The following is a 24,271-nucleotide window of genomic DNA, read 5'->3' as shown; positions in this document are numbered from 1 at the left end:
CTGATAGGATGAGGGGCCAAACAGCACCCTCATCCTATTTTTGTTACATAGCCTGAACAGTTGGCCGAATAATCATTTCATTCACAGACGTATCGGCTGGCTCGTTCATTGCGTAAGCAATCGCATTGGCAATCCGATCAGGAGAAATGCTTATATTACGAAGTACATCAGCCATTCCTAACAGCGAGTTACATGCCGCATTTATGGCTTCTGCCTTCGTTGGAATGATCGAGTGGTGGATCGAGCAAGACCTGCCATACTCGCCTGAATATATGGCAAAAGAACTCGAAAAGCTCTATGAGAAAAATGGAGTGTATTTACCGAAATCTACATTATGAATCGCTTTTAACACGTAAGCAGCTTACATGGCATTGAGGTTGTGCCGAAAGGAGGAATCTTTTTGGCACAACCTTTTCCTGTTATACATACAAAATATTTTTCGAAAGGTGTAAACGATTTCTGACCTGCCGCGTTATAAAAGAAGAAGGGAGGACAGCATGGCAAACAAGACGATGAATGAATTTTTGCAGCAGGTCGGCACACTGCTGTACCGGTATTTGCGAAAACGCGGGCTGACACATGAAGATGCGGAAGATATTGTCCAGGATACGTGTTATAAGTTTTTGCTCCATCAAAACGGGATTGGCGCCGATCATGTGACGAGCTGGCTTTATCGGGTCGCCACGAATCAATTTTACGATTTAAAGCGCAAAGAAAAACGCTATCAAACAACGGACGTAGATGCAGATTCACTGCTGTCATTAACGCATATGCCGGAAATGAGCTATCTGCAGAAGGAACAACGACAATCAATCCGAGAAGCGCTTGAAACCCTTTCCCCATTGCATCAGGAGCTTTTGATTTTGAAATATGAGTTGGAGCTTACATACAACGATCTTTCAGCCTTATTCAATATGAATCAAAATACGCTGAAAACGCATATGAAGCGCGCCCGGGAAAAGATGTTAAAGCAAGTAAAGGAGGAATTCTATCTATGAGTGAAAAGGAGCATTTTTTGTTTGATGAAAAAGAGTCAAAGAAGCTCTTCCGAAAAGCGAGATTCTGGTCAACTTTGAAAACCGTCGTGATTGTTATGGTTGTAACGCCAATCATTCTGCTTACTCTCTGGTTTGGCATTGAAAAACTCTCTCACAAACGGGGAGACGAGGTGCTGGAAGAAGTACGTTTGTGGAATCTCATAACAGCACCAAATGTTCATATTAGTCATCTGCATTATGATCCGAATTGGTTCAAAGGTAACTTTAAGCTTACAACCTATAAAATTCTCGGTGATCAGCCTTATATCTGGCAGCCAATTGAAGGAACATACAATCTATTTGGTAATTATTTATTGGATTTTAGCGTGTACAACTCGATTCAATTAAAAGGATCAGAATCCCTAATCGAGGCAAATCAATTTGAACGTTTTAATCTACATACCGGTGACCAGGAGATGCTGTTTTATCATCCAGAAATCGACTATGATACCTACCGAGACAGTCTCGGTGAAATGGTAGCGTTGAATGAGAATGCCTTGCTTGAGCTCGGTCTGTCATTTGATCAAGGCTATCAGCTTGAGGAGATTGAAGCAATGATGCCGGCAGGGGTACAAGTCGCATGGTGGTGGGTCGATGCTTATACAGAAGAAAGGATAAACTTTATGAAAGAGGTACAAGATACGGTAGTTGCCTCTTCTTGGTTCATTAATGGATTTTATTCGGACAGATATCAACCTGAAGGATCCAGGGGGGTAACAAACTTCATCTCACATCTGGAGCAGCTTCGTCAAAAGAAACGTTTCTCATTTAGCTGGGAAATCGAGCAAATCTATGAGGCGATAGCCGGCGATAATGATCAGATCGAAGAGGAGGAAATCTCGATTATCGGCGCGGTCGTGACGGGGACGCCGGATCAGCTCGCGGCCTTACAGGATCAGCCATATATTCAGGCGTCGACATTCGGTGTGATCACCGAGCGAATGCAGGTAAACAAGTAAATGTCGAGGAAAATACACCTTCCGATTGTGAGGGTGTTTTTTTCTTGCGGATTAATGAAAGGCGGACAAACTGTGGAAAAATAACAACAATAATATTATACAAATCAATATTTATTTATTGTAAAACGATAAATTGAGTGATATAGTTTTATTGAAATTATGAAGTGAGGTGCTTTTTGATGAAACAAGGAACCACGCTCTTTTTAAGGATCGCTGTTATTCTGATCGGCATTCCGGTGCTTGCTTTGTGCATTTTTCTCGTGCCTGAGATTGCAAAGTTTGCCGCGCAGCTGCTTCCGACAATAGCGTATGTAAACTATTTCGTTTTTATCTTTTTCTATATGACAGCCATTCCGTTTTACGGAGCACTTTATCAAGCGATCAAATTGCTAAGCTATATTGACAGGAATGAAGCATTTTCGGAATTATCGGTAACAGCATTAAAGAAAATCAAGTATTGTGCAGTGATACTTAGCGTTTTTTATCTGGCAGGCATGCCGCTCTTTTATCTTATCGCCGAAGCGGATGATGCACCCGGGATAATCGTCATTGGGCTGGTCATTATTTTCGCCTCAGCGGTAATTGCCGTCTTTGCTGCTGTCCTGCAGAGGCTTTTGCAGGAAGCTGTGCAGATAAAATCAGAAAATGATTTAACGGTCTGAGGTGAAGAAAATGGCGATTATTATTAATATTGATGTCATGCTGGCAAAGAGGAAAATGAGCGTGACCGAGCTTTCGGAAAAGGTCGGAATCACGATGGCGAATCTTTCTATTTTAAAAAATGGCAAGGCGAAAGCGATTCGCTTATCAACATTAGAGGCCATTTGCAAGGCTTTGGACTGCCAGCCGGGGGACATTTTGGAATACCGGAGCGATGAAGACGAAGAAGAGTAATGGCTACGATCATTACGAAAAAGCTGCTGAAAAGGGGAACTATTCATGCAAGTCATCCGTGAAAAAGAATATGTCGAGCCGCAACTCGTTAGAGCGGGAAAACAGCTCGTTCGTTTTGGCTGGGAGCAGGCGTTATCCTGTTTGTTTCCTGTTGTGATTTTTGCTTATCTCGCAATAACACAAGTCATTTCACTGCCTTGGCTGCCGCGCTATGACTGGCTGCTGCTCATTTGCTTGCTGATGCAGTGGTGGATGGTACGTTCAGGGCTTGAAACCCGGGACGAACTTAAGGTGATCACCTTGTTTCACCTTATCGGTCTCGCGTTGGAAATCTTCAAGGTCCATATGGGTTCCTGGTCTTATCCAGAGGAGGGCTATGCCAAAGTGTTTGACGTACCGTTGTACAGTGGATTCATGTACGCCAGTGTCGCGAGCTATCTCTGCCAGGCGTGGCGCCGATTACATGTCGATCTCGTAAACTGGCCGCCATTAATCCTTGTAGTCCCACTTGCCGCTGCGATCTATTTAAATTTTTTCACTCATCATTATTGGATTGACATTCGCTGGTGGCTATCAGCCCTGGTGATCATCGTTTTTTGGCGGTCATGGGTAAAATATGAAGTTAACGGAACAGGTTATCGGATGCCGATCGCTCTTTCCTTCGTCCTGATCGGATTTTTCATCTGGATCGCCGAAAATATCGCGACCTATTTCGGGGCATGGGAGTATCCGAACCAAACCGAGGCTTGGAGCCTCGTTCATCTCGGAAAGGTCAGCTCGTGGCTTTTGTTAGTGATTGTCAGCTTTTTGATTGTTGCGACACTAAAGCAGGTGAAGCAAAAGATTCACTAGAACTGCTGAACAGGCGATCTAAAGCGAGATGCGCAAATTCCCTACCGAAGAATCTCGCTTCATTAGGGGCTATTAAAAGCAGGCGAAGACTTGTACACTGCTTCGAGAGGCTGGAACAAAAGGTTGTTTTTTTACCTTTTGCCCAGCCTTTTCCTTTTCTTTTGCTTTTTCTAGTGACTTTTACCTGCAATTGTGCATAATGGTACTTAAGTGGGGGAAATCGGTAGGTCATAAGACTACGGTGAAGGGTCCGGGTTTTTATATATGTACTATAATTATATTATGTTAACTATGCATGTTTTTATTCAGCTTGGAAACACTTAGCAAGGAAGGGAATAAGAAAAGGAGGGAGATCCAATGAAGCAGCGGGACATAGGCCAGAATGAATATGACGAGCTGAAACAGATTGAGCTTGCGATTCAATCGGCCGAGCATATGGTGGGCCAGGCAACAAGAAGCATGGATGAGGAGCAGCTGGAAGCAGCGACGAACGCGCTCCAGGATGCGCGAAACCAGCTGAAAAAGGCGACTGCGTTTGAGGCTGGTTTCGATCAGCACTTTTTTGAGATGTCAGAGGAATTATTGGCCAAAGCCGATCATCAATTAAAGGAAGCAAAAGATAAAGAGTAGCCATTGTGATTGGCTGCCGAATTGGAAGAGCTTGAGAAAAAGCTTTGACCAAGGGCCGGGAAAAGGGAGAAAATACAAGACCCTTTTTCCCGGCCCCTTTCACGTAAAAAGAGCTTACGTAATCTCTGAATGTACTACATAGTGTAACAGGTGCTCATGCAGTCTTTTTATCGGTTGTTCGAGCGATTGAAGCTGCATGGCTGAATGAACAGAAAAGGTGGGAAGCATTGTAAACCCGCAATATTCAAAGGCTTTATGCACGGAGAATAAAACCTGATCTTCCGTTAACCCTTCTAAAAAGTCCGTCTCCTTGCCTTGGAAGGCGCTCCTTCCTGCGCCCCACGTAAGTGAAAGCATATATTTTTTGTCTGTCATCTTTCCACCGCGGCCAAACTGCTCAGCCTTCCCGAAAAAGAGTTCGGGGATAAAAACATCATCGATATATTTTTTTAGGATGCCGGGGAAGCTGAACCAGTAAATCGGAGCTTGAATGATGACAACATCCGCCCATTTAAATTTCTCCACTTCTTCATGTTGATTGTAACCATCTACGACTTCCGTCAGCTTGATCTCAAATTGCTGCTGACAAATTTCCATGATAGATGTCACCAGGGAACGATTTAATGTTCCAGTCGCTCGCGCAAAGCGGTCATGGCCGCTAATCAGTAAGAGATGCTTCATTTTTTCCTCCTGTTGAATGTATGTTATGTACAGGGTACACTAAGGAGAACGATCGTTACAGCTGATAATAACGATTGAAATGATCGGTTTTATTGATCGAAGGAGCGAAGAATGGATCTGAAAAATCTCAAAACATTTTTAGTGGCGTGCGATACATTGAATTTCACGAAAACCGCTGAGAAACTTCAATATGCTCAATCAAGCGTTACCGCACAAATAAAAAGTCTTGAACAGGAGCTCAACCTTCCTCTATTTGAACGGCTTGGAAAAAAAGTTGTGCTGACAGAGGCTGGTCATCAATTAAAACAATACGCTGCCAAAATGGTCCGTCTGGAAGATGAAGCAAGAAGCATGGTGCACACGACGCAAAGTCGCGGAACGCTAACGATAGGGGCGCAGGAAAGCCAATGTACATACCGGTTGCCTGCCTTATTAAAAAGCTTTAAAGCGAAGTATCCCGCTGTTCATTTAATATTTAAGGCTGCCCATTCAGACGAACTGGCAACGAAACATTTACTTGATGGGGAAATTGATCTTGCATTTATTATGGATCAAGCGAAAGCAAATCCTTATCTTGCTGCAGAGTCATTGCTTCAAGAAAGGCTGCTGCTCATCAGCTCGCCTGTCCATCGCTTTGTAGAACAGGAAACGGTTCTGGCAGAAGACTTGATCGAGGAAACGATTTTATATACGGAAAAGGGCTGTTCATATCGGACTATTTTTGAAAACCTACTTTATTCCTTGAATGTAACCCCAACTAATACGCTGGAATTTGTTAGCTTGGAAGCGATTAAGAAATGTGTAATGGCGAATTTGGGGGTAGCGGTTTTGCCGGAAATGGTCGTGGAAGCGGAATTGAGAGAAGGGACGCTAAAGGAAGTTCCGCTTAATCTGGAATTACCGGTCTTAACGACTCAAATGGTGATTCATAAAGATAAATCGATCCCCCCGCAACTGGCGGAGTTTATGGCAATGGCACGGAAGGTGTTACAGCAGTTCTAAGAGCCCGGGATGAGAGGTTGATCCTCACCTTTTGCCCGGGCTTCGTGCCTGCCATCCTTTTCATCATTCCCCGGCTTTCTCGTTCATTCCGGATGATGAATTTCTTTATACGTTGGATGACTGAAATCAAGGTAGCCGGAATCCTCCTCATAATCAATCACCATTCCGTCTAAATACCAGAAATCATCTTCGTTCACAAAAAAGGTCACATCCTCTTTCTCCACTAAATAGGATGTTGGCTGCGGTCTTTCCTTCATCACGCCGACAGAAAACCCGCCGGAGCCGACGCCGCCAACCCGGACGTACAGGCGGAGCGTATCTCCCGGGTGGAGCGGAATTTCTCTTATATATAAGGCAGCTGCCGAATCGGTAATCGTAAGCTTCATCACATTCTCCTCCTTATGTTCTTCTTAGCATAGCATATTGCGCCAAGGGCGAGAAAGAGATTGATTATTTCCGGTGATCTCGTTATGATGGCAGAAGAAACAATTGGAAAAGGTGGGACATAAGATGCCGGAACATAACGCTCAGCTTGAGACGGATTTTCGTCAGTTCGTGAAAAAAATAGAAGATTACAAGCAAGCATTGGCTTTGCTCGCCTGGGATTCACGAACCGGCGCGCCAAAGAAAGGAATGGCGCAGCGCTCGGAAGTGATCGCGACGTTATCCGCGGAGGTGTTTGCCCTTTCAACTTCCGAGGAAATGGCGGAGTACCTCGGTCAATTACGGGAAGAAGCGCTGTATGCCACTCTTTCAGAGGTGACCCGGAAAACGGTCGATGAGTGTCATAAGGAATTTGAGCGAAATGTAAAAATACCAAAAGAGGAATTCAAGGAATATGTCCTGCTCCAGTCGCAAACAGAGACGCTTTGGGAAGAAGCGAAGGAAAAAGCGGATTTTGCGATGTTTCAGCCGAATCTGGAGAAACTGGTCGCCTTTAAAAAGAAATTCATCGGCTATTGGGGGTATGAAGAGCATCCGTATAATACGCTGCTTGATGATTATGAGCCTGGTGTGTTTGTAGCGACGCTCGATCAAGTATTTGCCGAGCTTCGTGACGCCTTAATTCCGCTCGTTAAACGGGTAACGGAATCAGCGCATCAGCCGCAGACGGATTTTCTCTTTCAATCATTTCCAAAGGAAAAGCAAAAGGAACTAAGCTTGGCGATATTGGAGAAGATCGGCTATGATTTTTCGGCCGGCCGCCTTGATGAAACGGTGCATCCGTTTGCGATCGGCATCAATCCAAATGACGTTCGAATTACGACAAAATACAATGAGAACGATTTCCGCGTCGCCTTGTTTGGCACGATTCATGAGTGCGGTCATGCGCTGTATGAGCAAAACATTTCGCAGGAGTTAATCGGAACGCCATTGTGTGATGGCACGTCAATGGGCATCCATGAATCGCAGTCGCTATTCTGGGAAAAATTTGTCGGCCAGCACGTTGGCTTTTGGGAACGGCACTATGAACTTCTGCAGCAATACAGCAGCGAGCAATTTGCTTCTGTTTCGCTTGAGGATTTTTATTTCGCTGTCAATGAAGCGAAGCCGTCACTCATCCGGATTGAAAGCGATGAATTAACGTACTGCCTTCACATCATCATCCGCTATGAGCTTGAAAAAGCGTTGATTGAAGGCACGCTTGACGTAAAGGATTTGCCGGCGGCGTGGAATGAGAAAATGGAGCAATATTTAGGGATTCGACCGGAAAACGACGGAGAAGGAGTGCTGCAGGATGTTCATTGGTCATTTGGGGCATTCGGCTATTTTCCGTCCTACGCGCTTGGCTATATTTATGCCGCACAATTAAAAGAAGCGATTGCAGGGGAGCTGCCGCAATTTGATCAGCTCGTCAGCTCAGGCGACTTTACACCGATTCACGACTGGCTGAAGACGAATGTTCACCAGTACGGAAAGCTCAAGCAGCCGGCCGAGCTGATCCGCTCCATTACCGGCGGAGGAATTGATGCGAAGCCGCTGATCAATTATTTAACCGAAAAATACAGCCAGCTCTACCAGCTGTCATAACAGAGAAAGAAATGCGAAGCCGTCCTGCGGCTTCCAAGGCTGACTTCATTGAAGTCAGCCTCTTTTTTTGAGAAAAGGCAAATAAAGCAGACCAAACATAAGCAGGGCAATGACCTCAAGCTGAAGAATGTACCACGGGTAAGGGGCGAGAAAATCTAGGATGCTGCCATTGACCGGTTTTCTGGCGAGAAACATATAATTGGCGCCTGTCCAGAGGTTGACGAGAAAGGCGATCAGCGCAAAGCCGTTTAAAACAAGAAAGGACTTGAGGATCGCCACCGCTTTGATGGTGAACCGTTCAACCCATACCATATGCAAAATCGCCGTAATGATCGCAAAATGGGCGATAAAAAAGTGCAGAAAGCGATAATGGGGAAACGTATAAAATAAATCAGGCGTAAGAATCGCCTGAAGAGCGCCGGCGAGACCGAAGAAATAAACGATTTCGAACAGGCTCCGGCTTCTCTGAAAAAGCATCAGTATACACACATACAAACTGATCGTACAAAGCTGAAAGGGAAGATGGTACCGGACATCCCACGTCGTTGCGAGTAACGTCCAGAGAAGCAGGCTCAGCTCGGATACGAGCAATATCGCCAGGATGATCCAGCGTCCGTAGCGCTGCACGAAGGGCGTGGCGCGCCAGCGGTAATAAAGGATCAGAAACAAGACGAAAAATAATAGAATCCCAAGATGGGCCGGCGACAGAAACAGCGCCGGTTCATAATAGCTGCTGTCATAAGCAAAAATATCATTCATGCAAACTCCTCCTCAAAAGTCAAAACGAAAGCTGCTCAATCGCTTGCTCGCGGGCCTTGTTTTGAACATGAGCATATACTTGCGTTGTCGCGACCGTCTCATGACCGAGCAGGCTTTGCACCGTCAGCACGTCAACCCCTTGCTCAATCAGTGCTGTCGCGAATGTATGACGCAGCTTATGAGCGGAAATCGGTTTTGTCTGCAAGGAAGGAATCGAGCGGGCCGCTTTTTTCAGCTGGCGCTGAAGCATCTTCTGCAGCGCGCTGACCGTTACGCTAGGCAGATACGTGCCTGTTTTAAAATCATAGCCGACTAGCAGAGGGTCCTCACCGTGAACGGGGCGGCTTTTTTCCGGCAGGGATTCCAGGTAGCGCTTTATCAGGTTGATCGTTTCCGCAGATAGGGGGACGGTGCGCTCTTTGTTTCCTTTGCCGTGAACGAGAATTGCGCTTCGCTCAAATTGTACCTGTTTCAGCCTTAGTGACGCAAGCTCGGAAATTCGCAAGCCGGTAAAGACAAGCAGATGAATCACGAGGAAATCACGCTCCTTCAAGTACTGATGGTAGCGTTTTTGCCGTTCACTGGCGCCCGCTGGCAAATCAGCATCGAGCTGCTTAAAAAACTGGCGCATTTCCTCCCTCGTCAAATAAACCGGCTCCTTTTTGCCGATTTTTGGTCGTTTCACCGCCAATACGGGATTCGTTGTCGTCTTTCCTTTTTTTATCAGATAATCAAACAGCGATTGCAGGACCGACAGCTTGCGGTTAATCGTCCGCGCTTCATTTTCAACTTCGAGGGCGAGGTATGATAAATAATGCTCAATTCCGTCCTTTTGCAGCTGGAGGAAATCGTCAAGAGCGAGGGAGGACATATCAGCCTCACCCGAATCGGTTACTTGTTTCACATAGGAAAAGAAAAAGCAGAAATCATAAATATAGCGCTGAATCGTCGCCGGAGAATAGCCCAGCGCCAGCCGACTCAGCAAGTATTCCTGGACAAAGCTGGGCAGCTCGCCGGCTTTTTTAAATGTGGAGAGAAGCTGTTGCTTCGCGGAATGCTGTTCGTGTTGCTCGGTTTGTGGCATGCGATTTAGTTTTGCAAATAGCGACATCTTATTCACCTCTTTACCAGTTTAACGCAAAAATAACGTTCTGTGAAATTGATATTTCATGGAACATTATTTTGTAAAAAAAATAGGGCAGCAACTCCTTTTTGCAGACTTCGCACATTGCTCCGAGCTTGAGAACCTTTTTGTCCCAAGCTCAGACATAGTTTACTTATTTCAAAGCCCATTTGCCGGTTTTAATGACAAGGCGGTTCCCGGGCTCAGAGGTGATGCTATATAGATTCATTAGCCGTTTAACATGGTGCAGCTCACGGTCGAGGTCGGTGGAGAGTGCTCCGATTTTCTCGGTGACATGACCGGTGGAAGGAAAGTCAAATTCAGCGATTGTTACTGTGATCATCAATCCTGTTTTTTCAAGCTCCTCAAGCAGTTCCACGGTCATCGTTGCGCCTACAGCTTGATGGACCACGGTTCGTGCGAGCTCGGAAACGGCCGTTGTGACTTTTGTCCGATCGATTGGAGGAAAGCCGATTTTTTCGGCAGCCTGTTTTGTTTGGTGTCGTGCTTCGACAATATCGGCTTTTGTCGAAAGTGTAAGGGTGAATGTTGTAGTCATCGTATAACCTCCATTAGTGCGCCAATCAAAAAATAAAAAAGCCAAAAAGAAGGTCGCTCAGTACCCTCTTTTTGGCTTATGTCTAGCATTGTTTCTAGCTCATTGCCGCCATATTATAGCTGATTAGGAGTTAAAATAAAGACGATAATGCTTTTATCGGAGTGAAAATCCCAGTTCACAAAGATGTCTTCCACCCGGGCCTCCAGATAAATCTCAAACTGCTGTTTGCTTTTCATCAGCAACGCTTTTTCGAGCCTACGTTTTGCCAAGGTGAGCTGCTCTTCAAACCCTAACTGGATCAGCTCCTTCTCGATCTCGACGAGAATGCCGTGACGGATGATGATAAGCGTCCGCGGATTAAGTAAGTAAGAAGCCACCTTATCAGGGAGCTTTTCCGCTTTTTTCGTAATATGTCCTACTTCTTCATTGACGAGCTCGCTATTCGGATATGTATAAACGCTCCTGTCCGCAGCTTGATGTGAAATCCCGCAGAGCAGCCCGGAGTATTGCTCCAGCGTCCAGTCATAATAAAGCTCATCAACGATGACTCCCGTGCTTTCTCTAATAATCGCAGTGATCTCGGGAAGGAGACGATTCATCACTTTATCTCGTGTATGCTGAATGGTCAGAAGGTCGTTTTGTTCAAGCAGGACTTGTTCCATCGGGGCGATGAAGCGCCGGAGAAAAATCGTCACAAACGGTTCAGAAATACTGACATAAACGCCTTCCGGTCCTTTCCCAAAATGATCGCGTAGCAGCTTCCCGATTCTGCTTGCGACTTCAACCTGTTTTTTCTTGGTCTCCAAGTGATCATTCCCTTTTAGAATGTGGCTTTTTTTATCCCCATTCCTTTTCTTGTTCTCTATTATAGCGTATTTAGTGGTATAATCCCATATTATTCCGTTTGTTTTTCGATTTTTCGTCAATCATAACGGAAAGTCGACAAACAGTTGGCAAGGATTCACAGGCTTATGATTCAGGCAAAAGGGTATAGAACTTAGGATGTTAGGTAAAGGGAGTGGACGTCATTTTATGATCACATTTAAAGATGTAACAAAGGCTTATCCAGATGGGACCATTGCGGTAAACCAGCTGAATATGACGATTGAGGCCGGCGAATGCTTTGTTTTGATCGGCCCCTCGGGCTGTGGAAAAACAACAACTATGAAAATGGTCAACCGCTTAATTGAGCCCAGTGAAGGGAGTGTCTCGATTCAGCAAAAAAATATCGCCGAAGTAAACATCGATCAATTGCGCTGGAACATCGGCTATGTACTGCAGCAAATCGCCTTGTTCCCGACGATGACCGTCGCCGAGAACATCGCTGTCGTGCCTGAGCTGAAGAAATGGTCAAAGCGGGCGATTGATGAGCGGATCGATCAGCTGCTCACGCTCATTGGACTTGCACCGGCTCAATTTCGTCACCGCTATCCGCGGGAATTGTCCGGCGGCCAGCAGCAGCGCGTCGGTGTCGCCAGGGCGCTGGCGGCTGATCCGGATATTTTACTGATGGACGAGCCATTTAGTGCGTTGGATCCAATCAGTCGTGAGCAGCTGCAGGAAGACATTAAACGGCTCCAACAGACGATCCGGAAAACGATTCTATTTGTGACGCATGACATGGAGGAAGCACTCAAGCTCGGAGATCGTCTCTGTATCATGAAGGATGGCAAAGTGGTGCAAATCGGCACCCCGGCTCAGCTGCAGCAGGAGCCGGCTAATGAGTTCGTTTCAGCCTTTATTGGCAACCGCCAGGCACCGGTGACGCTGCGTCAGTTGATGTCTCCTGTGGCGGGAAAGATGCCAGAGGGTATAAGCACCATTTCTGCCGATGCACCGCTGCGCGAAGTGTATGAGCGACTGGCCGGTGAGCCGGAGCTCTATGTCATAGAAGGGACGGACGTGGTCGGCCGTATTACGTATCAAGACTTCGCCTACCATCTCGCCCAGGGAGGTGCCTGATGGAAGCGATCCAACGGTTAGGTGACTTGTTTGTCATGCGGCAGGACTTGCTGTGGTCGTCCTTATGGCAGCATCTGCAATTATCGTTACTTTCCCTTTTGTGTGCTGTTTTCATCGCTGTCCCACTAGGGATTATTCTCTCGCGCTATCCGCGTTACGCGGAATGGGTCATCGGTGTAACGGCTGTATTGCAGACGATTCCAAGCCTGGCGCTCCTCGGCTTTATGATTCTGCTCGTCGGGATCGGGCCGACGCCGGCGATTATCGCCCTGACGATCTACGCCTTATTGCCGATACTGCGCAACACGTACACCGGCATTAATGAAGTGGACCCGGCGATTCGCGAAGCAGCAACAGGGATGGGAATGAATTGGCGTCATCGATTGCTCAAGGTCGAGCTGCCGCTGGCGATGCCAACGGTGATGGCTGGAGTCCGGACATCGATGGTGTTGATTGTCGGCACAGCTACACTTGCGGCATTAATCGGCGCCGGCGGACTCGGTGATTTGATTATGATCGGCATCCAGCGGGCAAATAATGAATATATCCTGCTCGGCGCTATTCCGGCGGCGCTGCTCGCTTTAGGGTTTGATCTCGTGCTGCGGGTGACCGAAAAGCAGACAAAAGGTGCCTCGTATAAACCGGTCATTGGCCTGCTTACATGTGCGGTTGCATTGATCGTCATTCCGCTGCTGTTTACTGAAAAGAGTAGCACGGATATTGTCATCGGCGGAAAGCTTCAGGCGGAGCCGGCGATTGTCGCCAATATGTACAAGCTGTTAATTGAGGAAGAAACAGATTTGAACGTTGAAGTTCAGTCGGGGCTTGGCGGCACGGACATTGTCTTTAACGCGTTGAAAGTTGGCGACATTGATCTTTATCTTGAATTCTCCGGAACGATTTTAAGCGGTATTCTTCAACGGGACGAGTTCAGCTATGATCCCCGGACTGCCTATGAAGAAGCACGCGATGAGATCTATGAGGCGGAAGGGCTCGTCTTTCTGGAACCGATGGCGTATCAGAATACATATGCGATCGCTGTAACGCAGGAATTTGCGGAAGAAACCGGTGTGCAGACGATTTCAGAGCTTGAGCCGTACCACGATCAGCTTGTCGCCGGCTTTACCTTTGAATTCATTGATCGCCAGGATGGTTACGCCGGTTTTTCAGAGGCGTACGGCTTTGAATTTGCCGATGTTCAGACGATGGATGCCGCCTTGCGTGCCAGAGCGCTTGTTTCCGGCGAGGTTCAGCTAATTGATGCCTATTCGACTGATCCGGAGCTTGTTGAATATGAATTGCAAGTGCTGGAGGATGACAGCCAGCTGTTTCCGCCTTATCAGGGCGGCGCGCTCGTGCGGGAGGATACGCTGCTGCGCTATCCGGAAATAGAAGCTCCGCTTGAACGCCTGGCCGGAGCGGTGACGGAGGAAGAGATCCGGCAGTTGAATTATCTGGTCGACTATAAGGATGCTGACCCAGAAGCTGTCGCCCGTGATTTTTTACAGGAAAAGGGATATATTAAATAAAAGCCTGATTTTCCTCTGTCCCGGCAGGAATGTCAGCGGCTGATGGAGAACAATGTTAGGATAGAAGATGATGAAGGAGCTGGAAAGATGAGCATTCAAAATCCAAGTGATCAAGAAATTAAAGAGATTTTAGCGACACATAAACGAATTGCAGTTGTCGGCTTATCGGATAAGCCGGAGAGAACGTCCTATATGGTATCGGAAGCAATGCAAAAAGCCGGCTATGAAATTATTCCGGTTAACCCGACAGCAGATGAAATATTAGGGGTCAAGGCTGTCTCTTCCCTAAAGGAAATTGACGGGGAGATTGATATCGTCAATGTGTTTCGCCGCAGTGAGTTTCTGCCTGAGGTAGCGAGGGAAACGGCCGAGGTCGGGGCGAAGGTGTTTTGGGCCCAGCTCGGACTTGAGAGTGAGGAAGCCTTTGACATTCTTCAGGAGCATGGTATTATCAGTGTCATGAATCGCTGTATTAAGGTTGAGCATGCGAAGTGGAAATAACCGAAAATGCTCTCGAAAGATCTTATCCTGATCTTTTCGAGAGTTTTTTTAAGGTGAGAAAGGATAAATTTCCGAAAGGAACAGAGGACGAGCTATAGTAGAGGAAGGACCGAAAGGCCCCGCTTTCAGTGAGCCTCAAACGAATGGAACGGCTCCGCGAGAGCCTCCAGGAAAAGCCGCTGTGTGGTTTTCTTAAGTGGAAACGCGCGATTGACGGTTGCGAATACTGAAATAATCGCTACAATAGTAAAAGCAAGGTAGAACGAATGACAAATCGAAACGTTTGTTCTGTTGTGCTACAATGAACAGTAGCATGATGAAAGGAGTAGCAGCATTGGCTAAAAAACAATACAACGACTATAACGATGATGCAATACAGGTACTCGAGGGATTGGAAGCGGTCAGAAAGCGTCCGGGTATGTATATTGGCAGTACGGATGCCCGCGGCCTCCACCACCTTGTTTATGAAATCGTGGACAATTCCGTAGATGAGGCACTAGCCGGCTACGGATCATACATAAATGTGACGATACATCCAGATAATAGTGTTTCTGTCAGTGACGAAGGTCGCGGGATGCCGACCGGGATGCATAAATCGGGCAAGCCGACTCCCGAAGTGATTTTAACCGTGCTCCATGCCGGCGGGAAGTTTGGCCAGGGCGGCTATGCGACGAGTGGCGGTCTCCACGGTGTCGGTGCTTCTGTCGTCAATGCGTTATCAGAGTGGCTCGTCGTCGAGATTAAGCGCGACGGCTTTGTCTATACTCAGCGCTTTGAGAACGGTGGCAAGGCGGTCACCTCGCTCGAGAAAAAAGGGAAAACACGAAAATCGGGGACGACGATTCATTTCAAGCCGGACCCGACGATTTTCACGACGACGACGTATAATAAAGAGACACTGACTGAGCGTCTGCGGGAAGCGGCCTTCCTGTTAAAAGGATTAAAAATCGAGTTAATTGACCTGCGCGGGGAACGATCAGAGGAAACCTTTTATTTCGAAAACGGGATTGAAGCCTTTGTTGAATACTTAAATGAAGAAAAAGAAACATTGAGCCCGGTCGTCTTCTTTTCCGGGGAGCAAAACGAGATTGAGATCGAAATTGCCTTTCAGTTCAATGACGGCTATACAGAGAATGTGCTCTCCTTTGTCAACAATGTGCGGACGAAGGACGGCGGGACGCATGAGCTCGGTGCCAAGGCTGGAATGACGCGCGCCTTCAACGAATACGCGCGCAAGGTAAAGCTGTTAAAGGAAAAGGACAAAAACCTTGACGGTTCCGATATTCGCGAAGGATTTACCGCGATTGTCTCCGTCAGGGTTCCGGAGGCGAAACTGCAGTTTGAAGGCCAGACAAAAGGCAAGCTCGGAACGTCTGAAGCTCGTTCGGCGGTTGATAGTCTTGTCTCGGAGAAGCTCTCCTATTTCTTTGAAGAAAATCCGGAAATCAGCACGATGCTGATCAAGAAAGCGATTAAAGCCGCGCAGGCACGCGAAGCGGCGCGGCGGGCGCGGGAGGATGCGCGCAACGGCAAGAAAAGCAAACGCAAGGACGTGCTCTTAAGCGGAAAGCTGACACCGGCACAATCGAAAAACCCGCAGCGCAATGAGCTGTATCTTGTCGAGGGGGATTCCGCCGGCGGCTCGGCCAAGCAGGGGCGCGACCGTAAATTCCAGGCCGTTCTGCCACTGCGCGGAAAAGTCATCAACACGGAAAAAGCGAAGCTTGATGATATTATGAAGAATGAGGAAATCCGGACGATCATTCATACGATCGGCGCCGGAGTCGGCGCTGATTTTTCACTGGAAGATGTCAACTATGATAAAGTCGTCATCATGACCGATGCCGACACCGACGGCGCGCATATCCAAGTGCTGTTGCTGACGTTTTTTTATCGCTATATGCGACCGCTGTTTAAGGCCGGGAAGATTTACATCGCCCTGCCGCCGCTCTATAAGGTCAGCAAAGGCTCCGGCAAAAAGGAAGTGGTGGAATACGCCTGGGATGAGCGGGGGCTGGCCAAGGTGATTAACCAGGTCGGACGCGGCTACACAATTCAACGCTATAAGGGGCTTGGTGAGATGAATGCCGTTCAGCTGTGGGAAACGACGATGGATCCGGAAACGCGTACCTTGATCCGCGTCAAGCTTGAGGATGCGGCACGTGCCGAAAAACGCGTCACAACGTTGATGGGTGACAAAGTTGAACCACGGCGGAAATGGATTGAATCTCATGTCGCCTTCGGTCTTGATGAGGAATCGAATATATTGGAAAACGAAAATCTTGCGATAGTTGAGGAGGAGTAAGCTTGGCACAAACAGAGCGTTACTTAGATCTTCCTTTTGAAGAAGTCATCGGCGACCGCTTTGGCCGCTACAGTAAATATATTATTCAGGAACGGGCCCTGCCGGACGCGCGTGACGGACTTAAGCCGGTGCAGCGCCGGATTTTATATGCGATGCATAAGGACGGGAACACGGCGGACAAGCCTTTCCGTAAATCGGCTAAAACAGTCGGGAACGTCATCGGGAATTATCATCCGCACGGCGATTCCTCGGTATATGAAGCGATGATCCGAATGAGTCAGGATTGGAAGGTGCGCAACCTGCTTGTCGACATGCACGGAAATAACGGTTCTGTGGATGGTGATCCGCCGGCGGCGATGCGTTACACGGAAGCCCGTTTATCAGCGATCGCCTCCGAACTGCTGCGTGATATTGACCGGGATACAGTCGAATTCATTCCGAACTTTGATGATTCGGAAGAAGAACCGGTCGTTCTCCCGGCTATGTTTCCGAATCTGCTCGTCAACGGCTCGACAGGGATCTCTGCCGGTTATGCGACCGACATTCCGCCCCATCATTTAGGTGAGGTCATTGATGGCGTCATTATGCAGATGGAGCGGCCGTCAACAACGATTGATGATTTACTGACGGTGATTAAAGGACCTGATTTTCCGACCGGCGGGATTGTCCAGGGCATCGATGGCATCCGCCAGGCGTACCAGACAGGAAAAGGAAAGGTGATCGTCCGCGCGAAGACGGAAGTTGAAGAAGTAAGGGGCGGACGCTCGCAAATTGTCATTACGGAAATTCCATATGAAGTCGTAAAAGCCAATCTGGTGAAGAAAATGGACGAGCTTCGTTTCGATAAAAAAGTCGACGGCATTGCTGAGGTTCGTGATGAAACCGACCGTACCGGTTTGCGTGTTGTCGTTGAATTAAAGAAGGAAGCCGATGCTGAAGCCATTTTACATTATTTATATAAAAATACCGATCTACAAGTGACCTATAACTTTAATATGGTCGCGATTTATAATAAAGCGCCGAAGCTGATGGGGCTGCAAGCACTGATTCAGGCCTATATTGATCATCAAAAGCTCGTGTTTACGAGACGGGCTCATTATGACTTAAAAAAAGCGCAGGACCGCCAGCATATCGTCCAAGGGCTAATTAAGGCGATTTCGATTCTTGATGAAGTGATCGCCACGATCCGCGCTTCCTCAGACAAGAAGGATGCTAAACATAATTTAATTGAACAGTTTGCTTTTACCGAAGAGCAGGCCGAGGCGATCGTCACCTTGCAGCTTTACCGTTTAACGAATACGGATATTACGACGCTTGAGGAAGAAGCCGCGGAGCTTGAACGCCGTATTCATGAGCTTGAAGCGATTTTGGCGAGTGAGAAGAAGCTGATCGCCGTTATCAAAAAGATCCTGCTGGCGATTAAGAAAAAATACGCCGACCCACGCCGCACGGTCATTAAGGAAGAGGTCGAGGAGCTTAAAATCAATATGGAAGTGCTCATTGCCTCTGAGGACGTCGTCGTGACCGTGACGAAGGAGGGCTATGTAAAGCGGACGAGCATCCGTTCGTATACGGCATCTAGTGGAGAAGCTCCGGGTATGAAGGAAGGCGACTATCTGCTCGGCTGCTATGAGATGAACACGACAGATACACTGCTGCTCTTTACGAAGCTTGGAAACTATCTGTATGTCCCGGTTCATCAGCTGCCGGATATTCGCTGGAAGGATAACGCCCAGCATGTCGCCAATCTTGTTTCCGGCATTGAACGCGATGATGAAATCATTGAAGCAATCCCGATTCAGCAGTTTACCGAAGAGCAATCGCTGCTTTTTATTACGAAAGATGGCATGGCGAAGCGCTCCCAGCTTTCACTTTATCAGGCGCAGCGCTTCTCTAAGCCGCTGATGGCCCTGAAGCTCAAGGATAACGATGAAGTCGTCGCCGTCCACAAAACCGATGGTCATCAGGAGCTCTTTTTAGCGACAAAGTTTGGCTATGGACTATGGTTTGGCGAAGAAGAAATCAATCTTGTCGGTCAGCGCGCTGCCGGGGTAAAGGCGATTAATTTAAAGGAGGGCGATCAGCTGGTTGACGCCTCAACCTTTACTCTCGATGATAAAGTGGAATTGCTCGTCGTCACGCACCGTGGCGCTGTAAAGAAAATGGCAATAACGGAGTTCGACAAGTCTTCGCGCGCGAAACGTGGTCTTGTGATGCTGCGTGAATTAAAATCCAATCCGCATCGTGTTGTCGCCTGCCGTCGGATTGTTCAGGCAGATGAGCGTTACACCGTCTTCACGAGCAAAGGGACAACGGTTGACATCCAGCCGAAAGATTACCGGAACAGTGACCGTTACAACAATGGCTCGTTCGTCATTGATCAGGCAACGGACGGAGAAGTCGTTGACATATGGCGTCATGTTGTCATAGAGGAAGCCAAGCAATAGAACGAAAGACGGACAATTCTCCACCCCAAAAAATCAGAAGGCAAATCTGATTTTTGGGGTGTTTTTTAACGGGAAAAGCCTTTATTTTGCGTTAAAAAATGGCTGACAATTCATATTCGCCTCTGCATCATCATACGTTATGAAACAATTATCTTTTCTTTTGTAAGCGATTTCATGAAACTGAGTGAAGGAGGAAGGCATTTGACGAACCTAGGATGTAAAGTTGTTCAATCCTTTGAACGGGTTGAGCAAGCGGTACTGGAAGAATACAAGAAATTTGATTCAGCTATCATTTCAGATGCAGGTGATCATCTCATTACAAGTTCAACGGATATGGTGCGCCTCTCTAAACAAGGCTTAACATTTGCTGGCTCTGCCCTGACGGTAAGAGTACCACCTGGTGATAATTTAATGGTTCAAAAAGCAGTTCAACTGGCAAAGGAAGGCGATGTGATTGTTATCGAGGAAACGAGTCCTTCTGATACGGCTCTAATCGGAGACATCGTATGTCAAGCCGCTAAACAAAAAGGCGTTACAGGATTCATCGTATATGGAGCGATCCGCGATCATTCAGCTCTACTCGAGATGACTCTCCCTATTTATGCAAAGGGAGTTGTGCCGCGTGGAGCTACGAAAGAGGGACCAGGGGAAATAAATGTCCCGATCCCAATCGGTCAGGCAGCGATTGATCCAGGCGATCTCATCATTGGTGATGATGATGGATTTGTGGTCGTCCCGGCCGGTGAGAGTTCCACTGTTCTTTATAAAGCGAAAGAAAAGGCACGGCAGGATCGTGAGAAAATCCAAAAGATTCATGACGGCCACTTTGATTTATCCTGGGTCGATGATCGTTTGAAGGAGAAAGGGTGTGAGTATCATTCATAATCTAAACCCGGAAAGAATGGAAGAATATCTTCATAGGCTGTTTCTTTATGCAGGTCTTAATGAAAGGGAGGCAACCAGCTCGGCTCACCATCTTGTTTATGCCAATTTAAGAGGCGTCGACACACATGGGTTGCAGCGGGTACCGATTTATATCGAGCGAATTAAAAAAGGTGGAATTAAAAAAAACGTAACCCCATCCATTGAGAGGGAAACACCGGTAAGCGCCCTAGTTAACGGTCATGGTGGGATTGGTCCTTATGTCGGTGATTGGGCACTGGAAATAGCAATTGAAAAAGCAAAAACAACAGGAATCGGCGCAGTCGGAGTTTATCATTCCAATCATAATGGAATGATGGCTTACTACACGGAAAAGGCTGTAAAGCAGGACTTGATTGCATTTGTAACCACTACAGGTGAAGCCGTCATGGCTCCGTATGGCGGAAAGAAAAAACATTTAAGTGTCAGCCCGATATCGTATGGTTTTCCTGCTGATGAAGAACAGCCGTTTTTGCTTGATATGGCGACTGGCGTTGTGGCAAGAGGCAAAATTATTATGGCGCTGAAAAACAACGAGTCCATCCCTCTTGGCTGGGCAATTGATAAAGAAGGAAAGGATACAACGGATCCAGCAAAAGCACTTGACGATGGGTTGATCCTGCCGCTTGGCGGACCAAAGGGGTCCGGGCTGGCCTTTATGGCTGATATATTTTCCAATATTTTAACGGGAGCTAATTGGGGACCGCACATCCACTCTTTATACCACACGCCTGACACCCCGCAAGGAAACGGCCAGTTTTTTATGATCATGCGTCCGGACTTGTTTATGGACACAGAACAATTTAAAAAGCGGATGGATCAAGCGATCAGGGAAGTCCGGAGCGTTGAAAAGGCAGAAGGATTTGAACACATTTATATCCCTGGAGAAATGGAAGCACAAACACAGAATGTCCGCCGAAAAAATGGGATTCCGGTTAGAAAGGAGTTAATGGAAGAACTGCAGCAGGCCGGCCAAAGTGTTGGATTGGAAGAGAATCTATTTTCTCCATATTACCAAGCAGGGGGAGATTGAGATGCCAGAAGTTAGTAAACAGCGAGTTCCGTTCGATGAGATGTGTAAATGCGTCCAGGCGATGTTTGCGGCAGTCGGAATGAGCGAGGGGGATGCCCGGATTACGGCAGATAATCTCGTGAAAGCGGATCTCCGCGGTGTGTTTTCTCATGGCGTAATGAGAGTGCCGATTTATGTGAAGCGTCTTCAGCTAAAGGTTACGAATCCGGCCGGCAGCCCAAAGGTGATCCGCGATGAAAAGGCCACAGCTGTCGTCGATGGTGATAACGCTATGGGACAGGTTGCCGGCAAATTCGCGATGGATATTGCTGCAGAGAAAGCAAAACAGTTCGGTGTAGGAGTTGTCGCCGTCAAAGGAAGCAATCATTACGGGGCATCGGTTCATTTTGCGCAAATGGTCTTAGCAGAGGACATGATCGGAATAACGGGAACAATTGGCGGTACAAATATTATGGCTCCTTGGGGCGGCACTGACCGCCGGCTTGGAAACAATCCTTTTTCAGTAGCAGTACCGGCTTTGCATAAGGACCCGCTCGTCTTAGATATGGCGAACAGTGTCGTGGCAAGAGGGAAAATTGTCCTTGCCGCCAAAACAAAACAGCCGATCCCGCAAGAATGGGCGCTCTCCCCGGATGGAAGTCCGACAACAGATCCCGTCGAAGCGTATCACGGCACGGTCCAACCGATTGGAGGGTATAAAGGATACGGCCTGACCCTGATGACAGGCTTATTATCTTCGTTACTGTCCGGTGCTTTGTTCGGAGAGAAAATTACCGATCTGTATGAAGAGTTTACGACTCCGCAGGATTTAGGTCACTACATGCAGGCGATCAATATCGCGAGCTTCACCGACCCTGTCAGATTAAGAAGCATGTAGACGAGGCGATCGAATATATGCATCAATCTCCACGGGCAGAAGGGGTGGAGGAAATCTTTGTTCCGGGAGAAATCGAAGCTCGTAAAGCGAGAACGCAGCTTCAGGAGGGGATCGCCTATCCACTTACCGTGATAGAAGAGCTTACAGCGTTAAGTAAGGAGCTGGGTGTTCCACCTTTGAATCTATGAAGGTTCCTGCTTCTGAATCAGCTCCGTCAGAGTCGAATGAACAGCCTGCGAATGCTACTCCCACGTTCCGACATTTTAAAGGAATATTATTTTGATGAAATAATGTTTTATTTATTCGGAAAATTCTGTCATAATAGTGAGAGAAGCTACTAATAGAAATGGGGAATGAGAGTGAGGTTTTCAATCGCAGTATTACCAGGAGACGGGATTGGCAAAGAAATTATCGAAGCGGGTGTCAACGTTTTAAAGACCGCCGAAGAAATCGTTTCCGGTTTTGAGCTTGATTTTGAGCATTATGATGCTGGAGCAGAGCTTTATAAGCGGACTGGCACTGCTTTACCGGAGGCAACGTTTGAAGCGTGCCGGTCAAGTGATGCGATCTACTTAGGAGCGATCGGTCTTCCCGATGTCCGGGAATTCCCTGGAGGGCCGGAAGTCGGCGGTCAGGTGATGTTTAAGCTTCGCTTTGATTTAGATTTATTCGCGGGTGTCCGGCCGATTAAATTGTATAGAGGAATTGATAGTCCACTGCGCGATGTTGAGAATATTGATTTTGTCGTGCTGCGGGAAAATATCGAAGGTCTGTTCGCCTCCTACGGCGGCGGAACCGTTGTTTCAGACGAAGTAGCGACAGATACGATGGTGATCACAAGAAAAGGCACCGAAAAAATTGTCGATATCGGCTTTCAACTCGCTTTAAAACGCAACGGACGCTTGCTTGATCACAAGCGGGTTGTCACATGTACGGATAAAAGCAACGTTTTTCGGTCGATGGCTTTTTTCAATAAAGTCTTCCATGATGTCGCCGATCGCTACGAAGGTCAGGTGGAAAGAGACCACGTATTAATAGACGCGATGACGCTTCTCATGGTTCAGCAGCCGCAAAACTATGATATTATCGTAACCGAAAATCAGTTCGGCGATATTATTTCTGATTTAGCTGCGGCATTGGTTGGCGGGATGGGAATGGCGCCATCGGGGGATATCGGTTATCAGCATGCGATGTTTCAACCCGCTCACGGCTCCGCGCCAACGATCGCCGGTAAAGGAATCGCCAATCCGCTGGCGACGATTTTATCAGGCAGCATGATGCTCGATTGGCTAAGTGATCAGCATAATTGCCCGGCGGCAAAAAAAGCCGGCGAATTGATCGAGCAGGCGGTGGCCAGAACGGTTAAACGTGGTGTTAAAACGGTCGATATTGGCGGAACAAGCACAACAGCAGAAGTGGCCGAGGCGATTATTGCCCAGATGAAAACTCATGCCCAGCTGTTATAACGAAAAAACAAAGCCTTCACCGATGAGCAGAAAGGGTGGAGGCTTTGTTTTTTCATTTCTTTTTAAATTTGATCAAGAAGGCTCTTTATTAAGAAGATAAGTTAAGGTACAATATTATTTTCTGTTAAGATTTAGTAGTAGATAAAAATATTATGTCAACTAATTTGATGAAACATCTGAGGTGAAGCATGAAGGGAACAACCCACATTATCGGCGGGCTGGCAGCCGGGGTCATGACGACTCAATTATTTGACGTTACCGCGCAACAGCCGATTGTCTTTTACAGCTCAGCATTAATCGGGGCGATCCTACCGGATATTTGCCATCCGAAATCAATGCTTGGGAGAAGGCTTCCACTTATTTCAAAAAGCATTCATCGCGTTTTCGGACATCGCGCGATCACGCACAGCCTGCTTTTTATCATCGGTTTGGCATGGTTGTTAAACCAATGGTCATTTGGCTTTGCGGCGGACCTTCAAGCTGGTATTCTGGCCGGCGTTATCAGTCACATCATCCTCGATGCGATGACACCACGTGGAGTGAAATTACTGTATCCGTTGCAAACGAGCTTTCAATTTCCACTGAATCGCTATACCGGCTCAAAGCTGGGAGAAACGATTGTCGGGCTGAGCTTAATGCTTGTTATCATTGCCTTGGGCTTAATGAGCTTTTGAGAAAATGCGCCTTTCCCGTAACTTGTAAA

25 protein-coding genes and 1 pseudogene are annotated in these 24,271 nt (G+C 47.3%); 19 read left to right on the top strand and 7 right to left on the bottom strand.

Features of this window, described 5'->3' with window-relative positions; all coding sequences use genetic code 11:
* Positions 1 to 43: 43 nt before the first annotated feature.
* Positions 44 to 175 carry a hypothetical protein gene (locus M3212_RS22140; RefSeq protein WP_285874467.1) on the bottom strand — a complete coding sequence of 44 codons (132 nt, stop codon included), beginning with the start codon at positions 173 to 175 and terminating at the stop codon, positions 44 to 46.
* On the opposite strand from M3212_RS22140, the gene M3212_RS22420 reads away from it, so the two are divergent.
* From M3212_RS22420 to M3212_RS15210, 7 genes are all read left to right on the top strand, one after another.
* Positions 147 to 338: a TetR-like C-terminal domain-containing protein gene (locus tag M3212_RS22420; RefSeq protein ID WP_434084054.1), complete on the top strand. Its 192-nt coding sequence runs from the start codon at positions 147 to 149 to the stop codon at positions 336 to 338. The two genes, M3212_RS22140 and M3212_RS22420, sit on opposite strands and share 29 nt — an antisense overlap.
* A 159-nt stretch (positions 339 to 497) precedes the next feature.
* Entirely contained in the window at positions 498 to 998 is a 501-nt protein-coding gene (locus M3212_RS15235) for an RNA polymerase sigma factor (RefSeq protein ID WP_251194830.1), read from the top strand.
* The gene (locus M3212_RS15230; RefSeq protein WP_251194829.1) at positions 995 to 1,996 is read left to right on the top strand and encodes an anti sigma factor C-terminal domain-containing protein; all 1,002 of its coding nucleotides are present in this window, start codon (positions 995 to 997) and stop codon (positions 1,994 to 1,996) included. Before M3212_RS15235 ends, M3212_RS15230 begins: the two co-directional genes overlap by 4 nt.
* A 179-nt stretch (positions 1,997 to 2,175) precedes the next feature.
* Positions 2,176 to 2,658, top strand: a complete 483-nt coding sequence (locus M3212_RS15225) for a DUF2975 domain-containing protein (protein WP_251194828.1) — start codon at positions 2,176 to 2,178, stop codon at positions 2,656 to 2,658.
* Between the two features lie 10 nt (positions 2,659 to 2,668).
* Complete coding sequence (locus M3212_RS15220) at positions 2,669 to 2,890, top strand: helix-turn-helix domain-containing protein (RefSeq protein ID WP_251194827.1); 222 nt, start codon at positions 2,669 to 2,671, stop codon at positions 2,888 to 2,890.
* Positions 2,891 to 2,935: 45 nt separating this feature from the next.
* Entirely contained in the window at positions 2,936 to 3,742 is an 807-nt protein-coding gene (locus M3212_RS15215) for a DUF817 domain-containing protein (protein WP_251194826.1), read from the top strand.
* Positions 3,743 to 4,099: 357 nt separating this feature from the next.
* Positions 4,100 to 4,372, top strand: coding sequence for a DUF2564 family protein (locus M3212_RS15210; RefSeq protein WP_251194825.1), 273 nt, complete (start codon positions 4,100 to 4,102; stop codon positions 4,370 to 4,372).
* Between the two features lie 114 nt (positions 4,373 to 4,486).
* On the opposite strand, the gene M3212_RS15205 is transcribed toward M3212_RS15210, so the two are convergent.
* A complete protein-coding gene (locus M3212_RS15205) occupies positions 4,487 to 5,053 on the bottom strand; it encodes an NAD(P)H-dependent oxidoreductase (protein ID WP_251194824.1) in 567 nt (188 codons plus the stop codon).
* A 111-nt stretch (positions 5,054 to 5,164) separates the two neighbouring features.
* Here M3212_RS15205 and M3212_RS15200 point away from each other — a divergent pair, with 111 nt between their 5' ends.
* Positions 5,165 to 6,055, top strand: a complete 891-nt coding sequence (locus tag M3212_RS15200) for a LysR family transcriptional regulator (protein WP_251194823.1) — start codon at positions 5,165 to 5,167, stop codon at positions 6,053 to 6,055.
* 83 nt (positions 6,056 to 6,138) lie between these two features.
* On the opposite strand, the gene M3212_RS15195 is transcribed toward M3212_RS15200, so the two are convergent.
* Positions 6,139 to 6,441 (bottom strand): iron-sulfur cluster biosynthesis family protein, encoded by a 303-nt coding sequence (locus tag M3212_RS15195; protein ID WP_251194822.1) that lies wholly within the window; start codon positions 6,439 to 6,441, stop codon positions 6,139 to 6,141.
* 124 nt (positions 6,442 to 6,565) lie between these two features.
* Between M3212_RS15195 and M3212_RS15190 the strand changes: the two genes are divergently transcribed.
* Positions 6,566 to 8,086, top strand: coding sequence for a carboxypeptidase M32 (locus M3212_RS15190; protein WP_251194821.1), 1,521 nt, complete (start codon positions 6,566 to 6,568; stop codon positions 8,084 to 8,086).
* Between the two features lie 54 nt (positions 8,087 to 8,140).
* Here the strand turns inward: M3212_RS15190 and M3212_RS15185 are convergent, their stop codons facing one another.
* The 4 genes from M3212_RS15185 to M3212_RS15170 form a co-directional block, all read right to left on the bottom strand.
* Positions 8,141 to 8,845, bottom strand: coding sequence for a YwaF family protein (locus M3212_RS15185; RefSeq protein ID WP_251194820.1), 705 nt, complete (start codon positions 8,843 to 8,845; stop codon positions 8,141 to 8,143).
* Between the two features lie 19 nt (positions 8,846 to 8,864).
* Positions 8,865 to 9,956, bottom strand: a complete 1,092-nt coding sequence (locus tag M3212_RS15180) for a tyrosine-type recombinase/integrase (protein WP_251194819.1) — start codon at positions 9,954 to 9,956, stop codon at positions 8,865 to 8,867.
* 166 nt (positions 9,957 to 10,122) lie between these two features.
* Positions 10,123 to 10,527, bottom strand: a complete 405-nt coding sequence (locus M3212_RS15175) for a hypothetical protein (RefSeq protein WP_251194818.1) — start codon at positions 10,525 to 10,527, stop codon at positions 10,123 to 10,125.
* Positions 10,528 to 10,640: 113 nt separating this feature from the next.
* A complete protein-coding gene (locus M3212_RS15170; RefSeq protein ID WP_251194817.1) occupies positions 10,641 to 11,333 on the bottom strand; it encodes a Na-translocating system protein MpsC family protein in 693 nt (230 codons plus the stop codon).
* 226 nt (positions 11,334 to 11,559) lie between these two features.
* Here M3212_RS15170 and M3212_RS15165 point away from each other — a divergent pair, with 226 nt between their 5' ends.
* The 10 genes and pseudogenes from M3212_RS15165 to M3212_RS15115 all read left to right on the top strand — a co-directional run bounded on the left by M3212_RS15165 (position 11,560) and on the right by M3212_RS15115 (position 24,242).
* A complete protein-coding gene (locus tag M3212_RS15165; RefSeq protein WP_251194816.1) occupies positions 11,560 to 12,489 on the top strand; it encodes an ABC transporter ATP-binding protein in 930 nt (309 codons plus the stop codon).
* The gene (locus tag M3212_RS15160) at positions 12,489 to 14,018 is read left to right on the top strand and encodes an ABC transporter permease/substrate-binding protein (protein WP_251194815.1); all 1,530 of its coding nucleotides are present in this window, start codon (positions 12,489 to 12,491) and stop codon (positions 14,016 to 14,018) included. The genes M3212_RS15165 and M3212_RS15160 overlap by 1 nt, the downstream gene beginning before the upstream one ends.
* Positions 14,019 to 14,105: 87 nt before the next feature.
* On the top strand, positions 14,106 to 14,519 hold the full coding sequence (locus tag M3212_RS15155) for a CoA-binding protein (protein ID WP_251194814.1): 414 nt from the start codon (positions 14,106 to 14,108) through the stop codon (positions 14,517 to 14,519).
* 316 nt (positions 14,520 to 14,835) lie between these two features.
* Complete coding sequence (gene parE / locus M3212_RS15150) at positions 14,836 to 16,824, top strand: DNA topoisomerase IV subunit B (RefSeq protein ID WP_251194849.1); 1,989 nt, start codon at positions 14,836 to 14,838, stop codon at positions 16,822 to 16,824.
* 2 nt (positions 16,825 to 16,826) lie between these two features.
* Positions 16,827 to 19,271 (top strand): DNA topoisomerase IV subunit A, encoded by a 2,445-nt coding sequence (gene parC, locus M3212_RS15145; RefSeq protein WP_251194813.1) that lies wholly within the window; start codon positions 16,827 to 16,829, stop codon positions 19,269 to 19,271.
* A 201-nt stretch (positions 19,272 to 19,472) separates the two neighbouring features.
* Positions 19,473 to 20,156: an RraA family protein gene (locus tag M3212_RS15140; RefSeq protein ID WP_251194812.1), complete on the top strand. Its 684-nt coding sequence runs from the start codon at positions 19,473 to 19,475 to the stop codon at positions 20,154 to 20,156.
* Entirely contained in the window at positions 20,140 to 21,225 is a 1,086-nt protein-coding gene (locus tag M3212_RS15135; protein WP_251194811.1) for an Ldh family oxidoreductase, read from the top strand. Before M3212_RS15140 ends, M3212_RS15135 begins: the two co-directional genes overlap by 17 nt.
* A gap of 1 nt (position 21,226) precedes the next feature.
* Positions 21,227 to 22,290 (top strand): annotated as a pseudogene (locus M3212_RS15130) (Ldh family oxidoreductase).
* Positions 22,291 to 22,461: 171 nt separating this feature from the next.
* On the top strand, positions 22,462 to 23,568 hold the full coding sequence (locus M3212_RS15120; protein ID WP_251194808.1) for an isocitrate/isopropylmalate dehydrogenase family protein: 1,107 nt from the start codon (positions 22,462 to 22,464) through the stop codon (positions 23,566 to 23,568).
* A 188-nt stretch (positions 23,569 to 23,756) separates the two neighbouring features.
* Positions 23,757 to 24,242: a metal-dependent hydrolase gene (locus M3212_RS15115; RefSeq protein WP_251194807.1), complete on the top strand. Its 486-nt coding sequence runs from the start codon at positions 23,757 to 23,759 to the stop codon at positions 24,240 to 24,242.
* The last annotated feature ends 29 nt before the right edge of the window (positions 24,243 to 24,271 follow it).

This window comes from Halalkalibacter oceani, from assembly GCF_023715705.1.
GTDB classification, from domain to species: domain Bacteria; phylum Bacillota; class Bacilli; order Bacillales; family Bacillaceae_D; genus Halalkalibacter; species Halalkalibacter oceani_A.
Note: the sequence above shows the minus strand (reverse complement) of the source record. Positions and strands in the feature narration are given on the sequence as shown.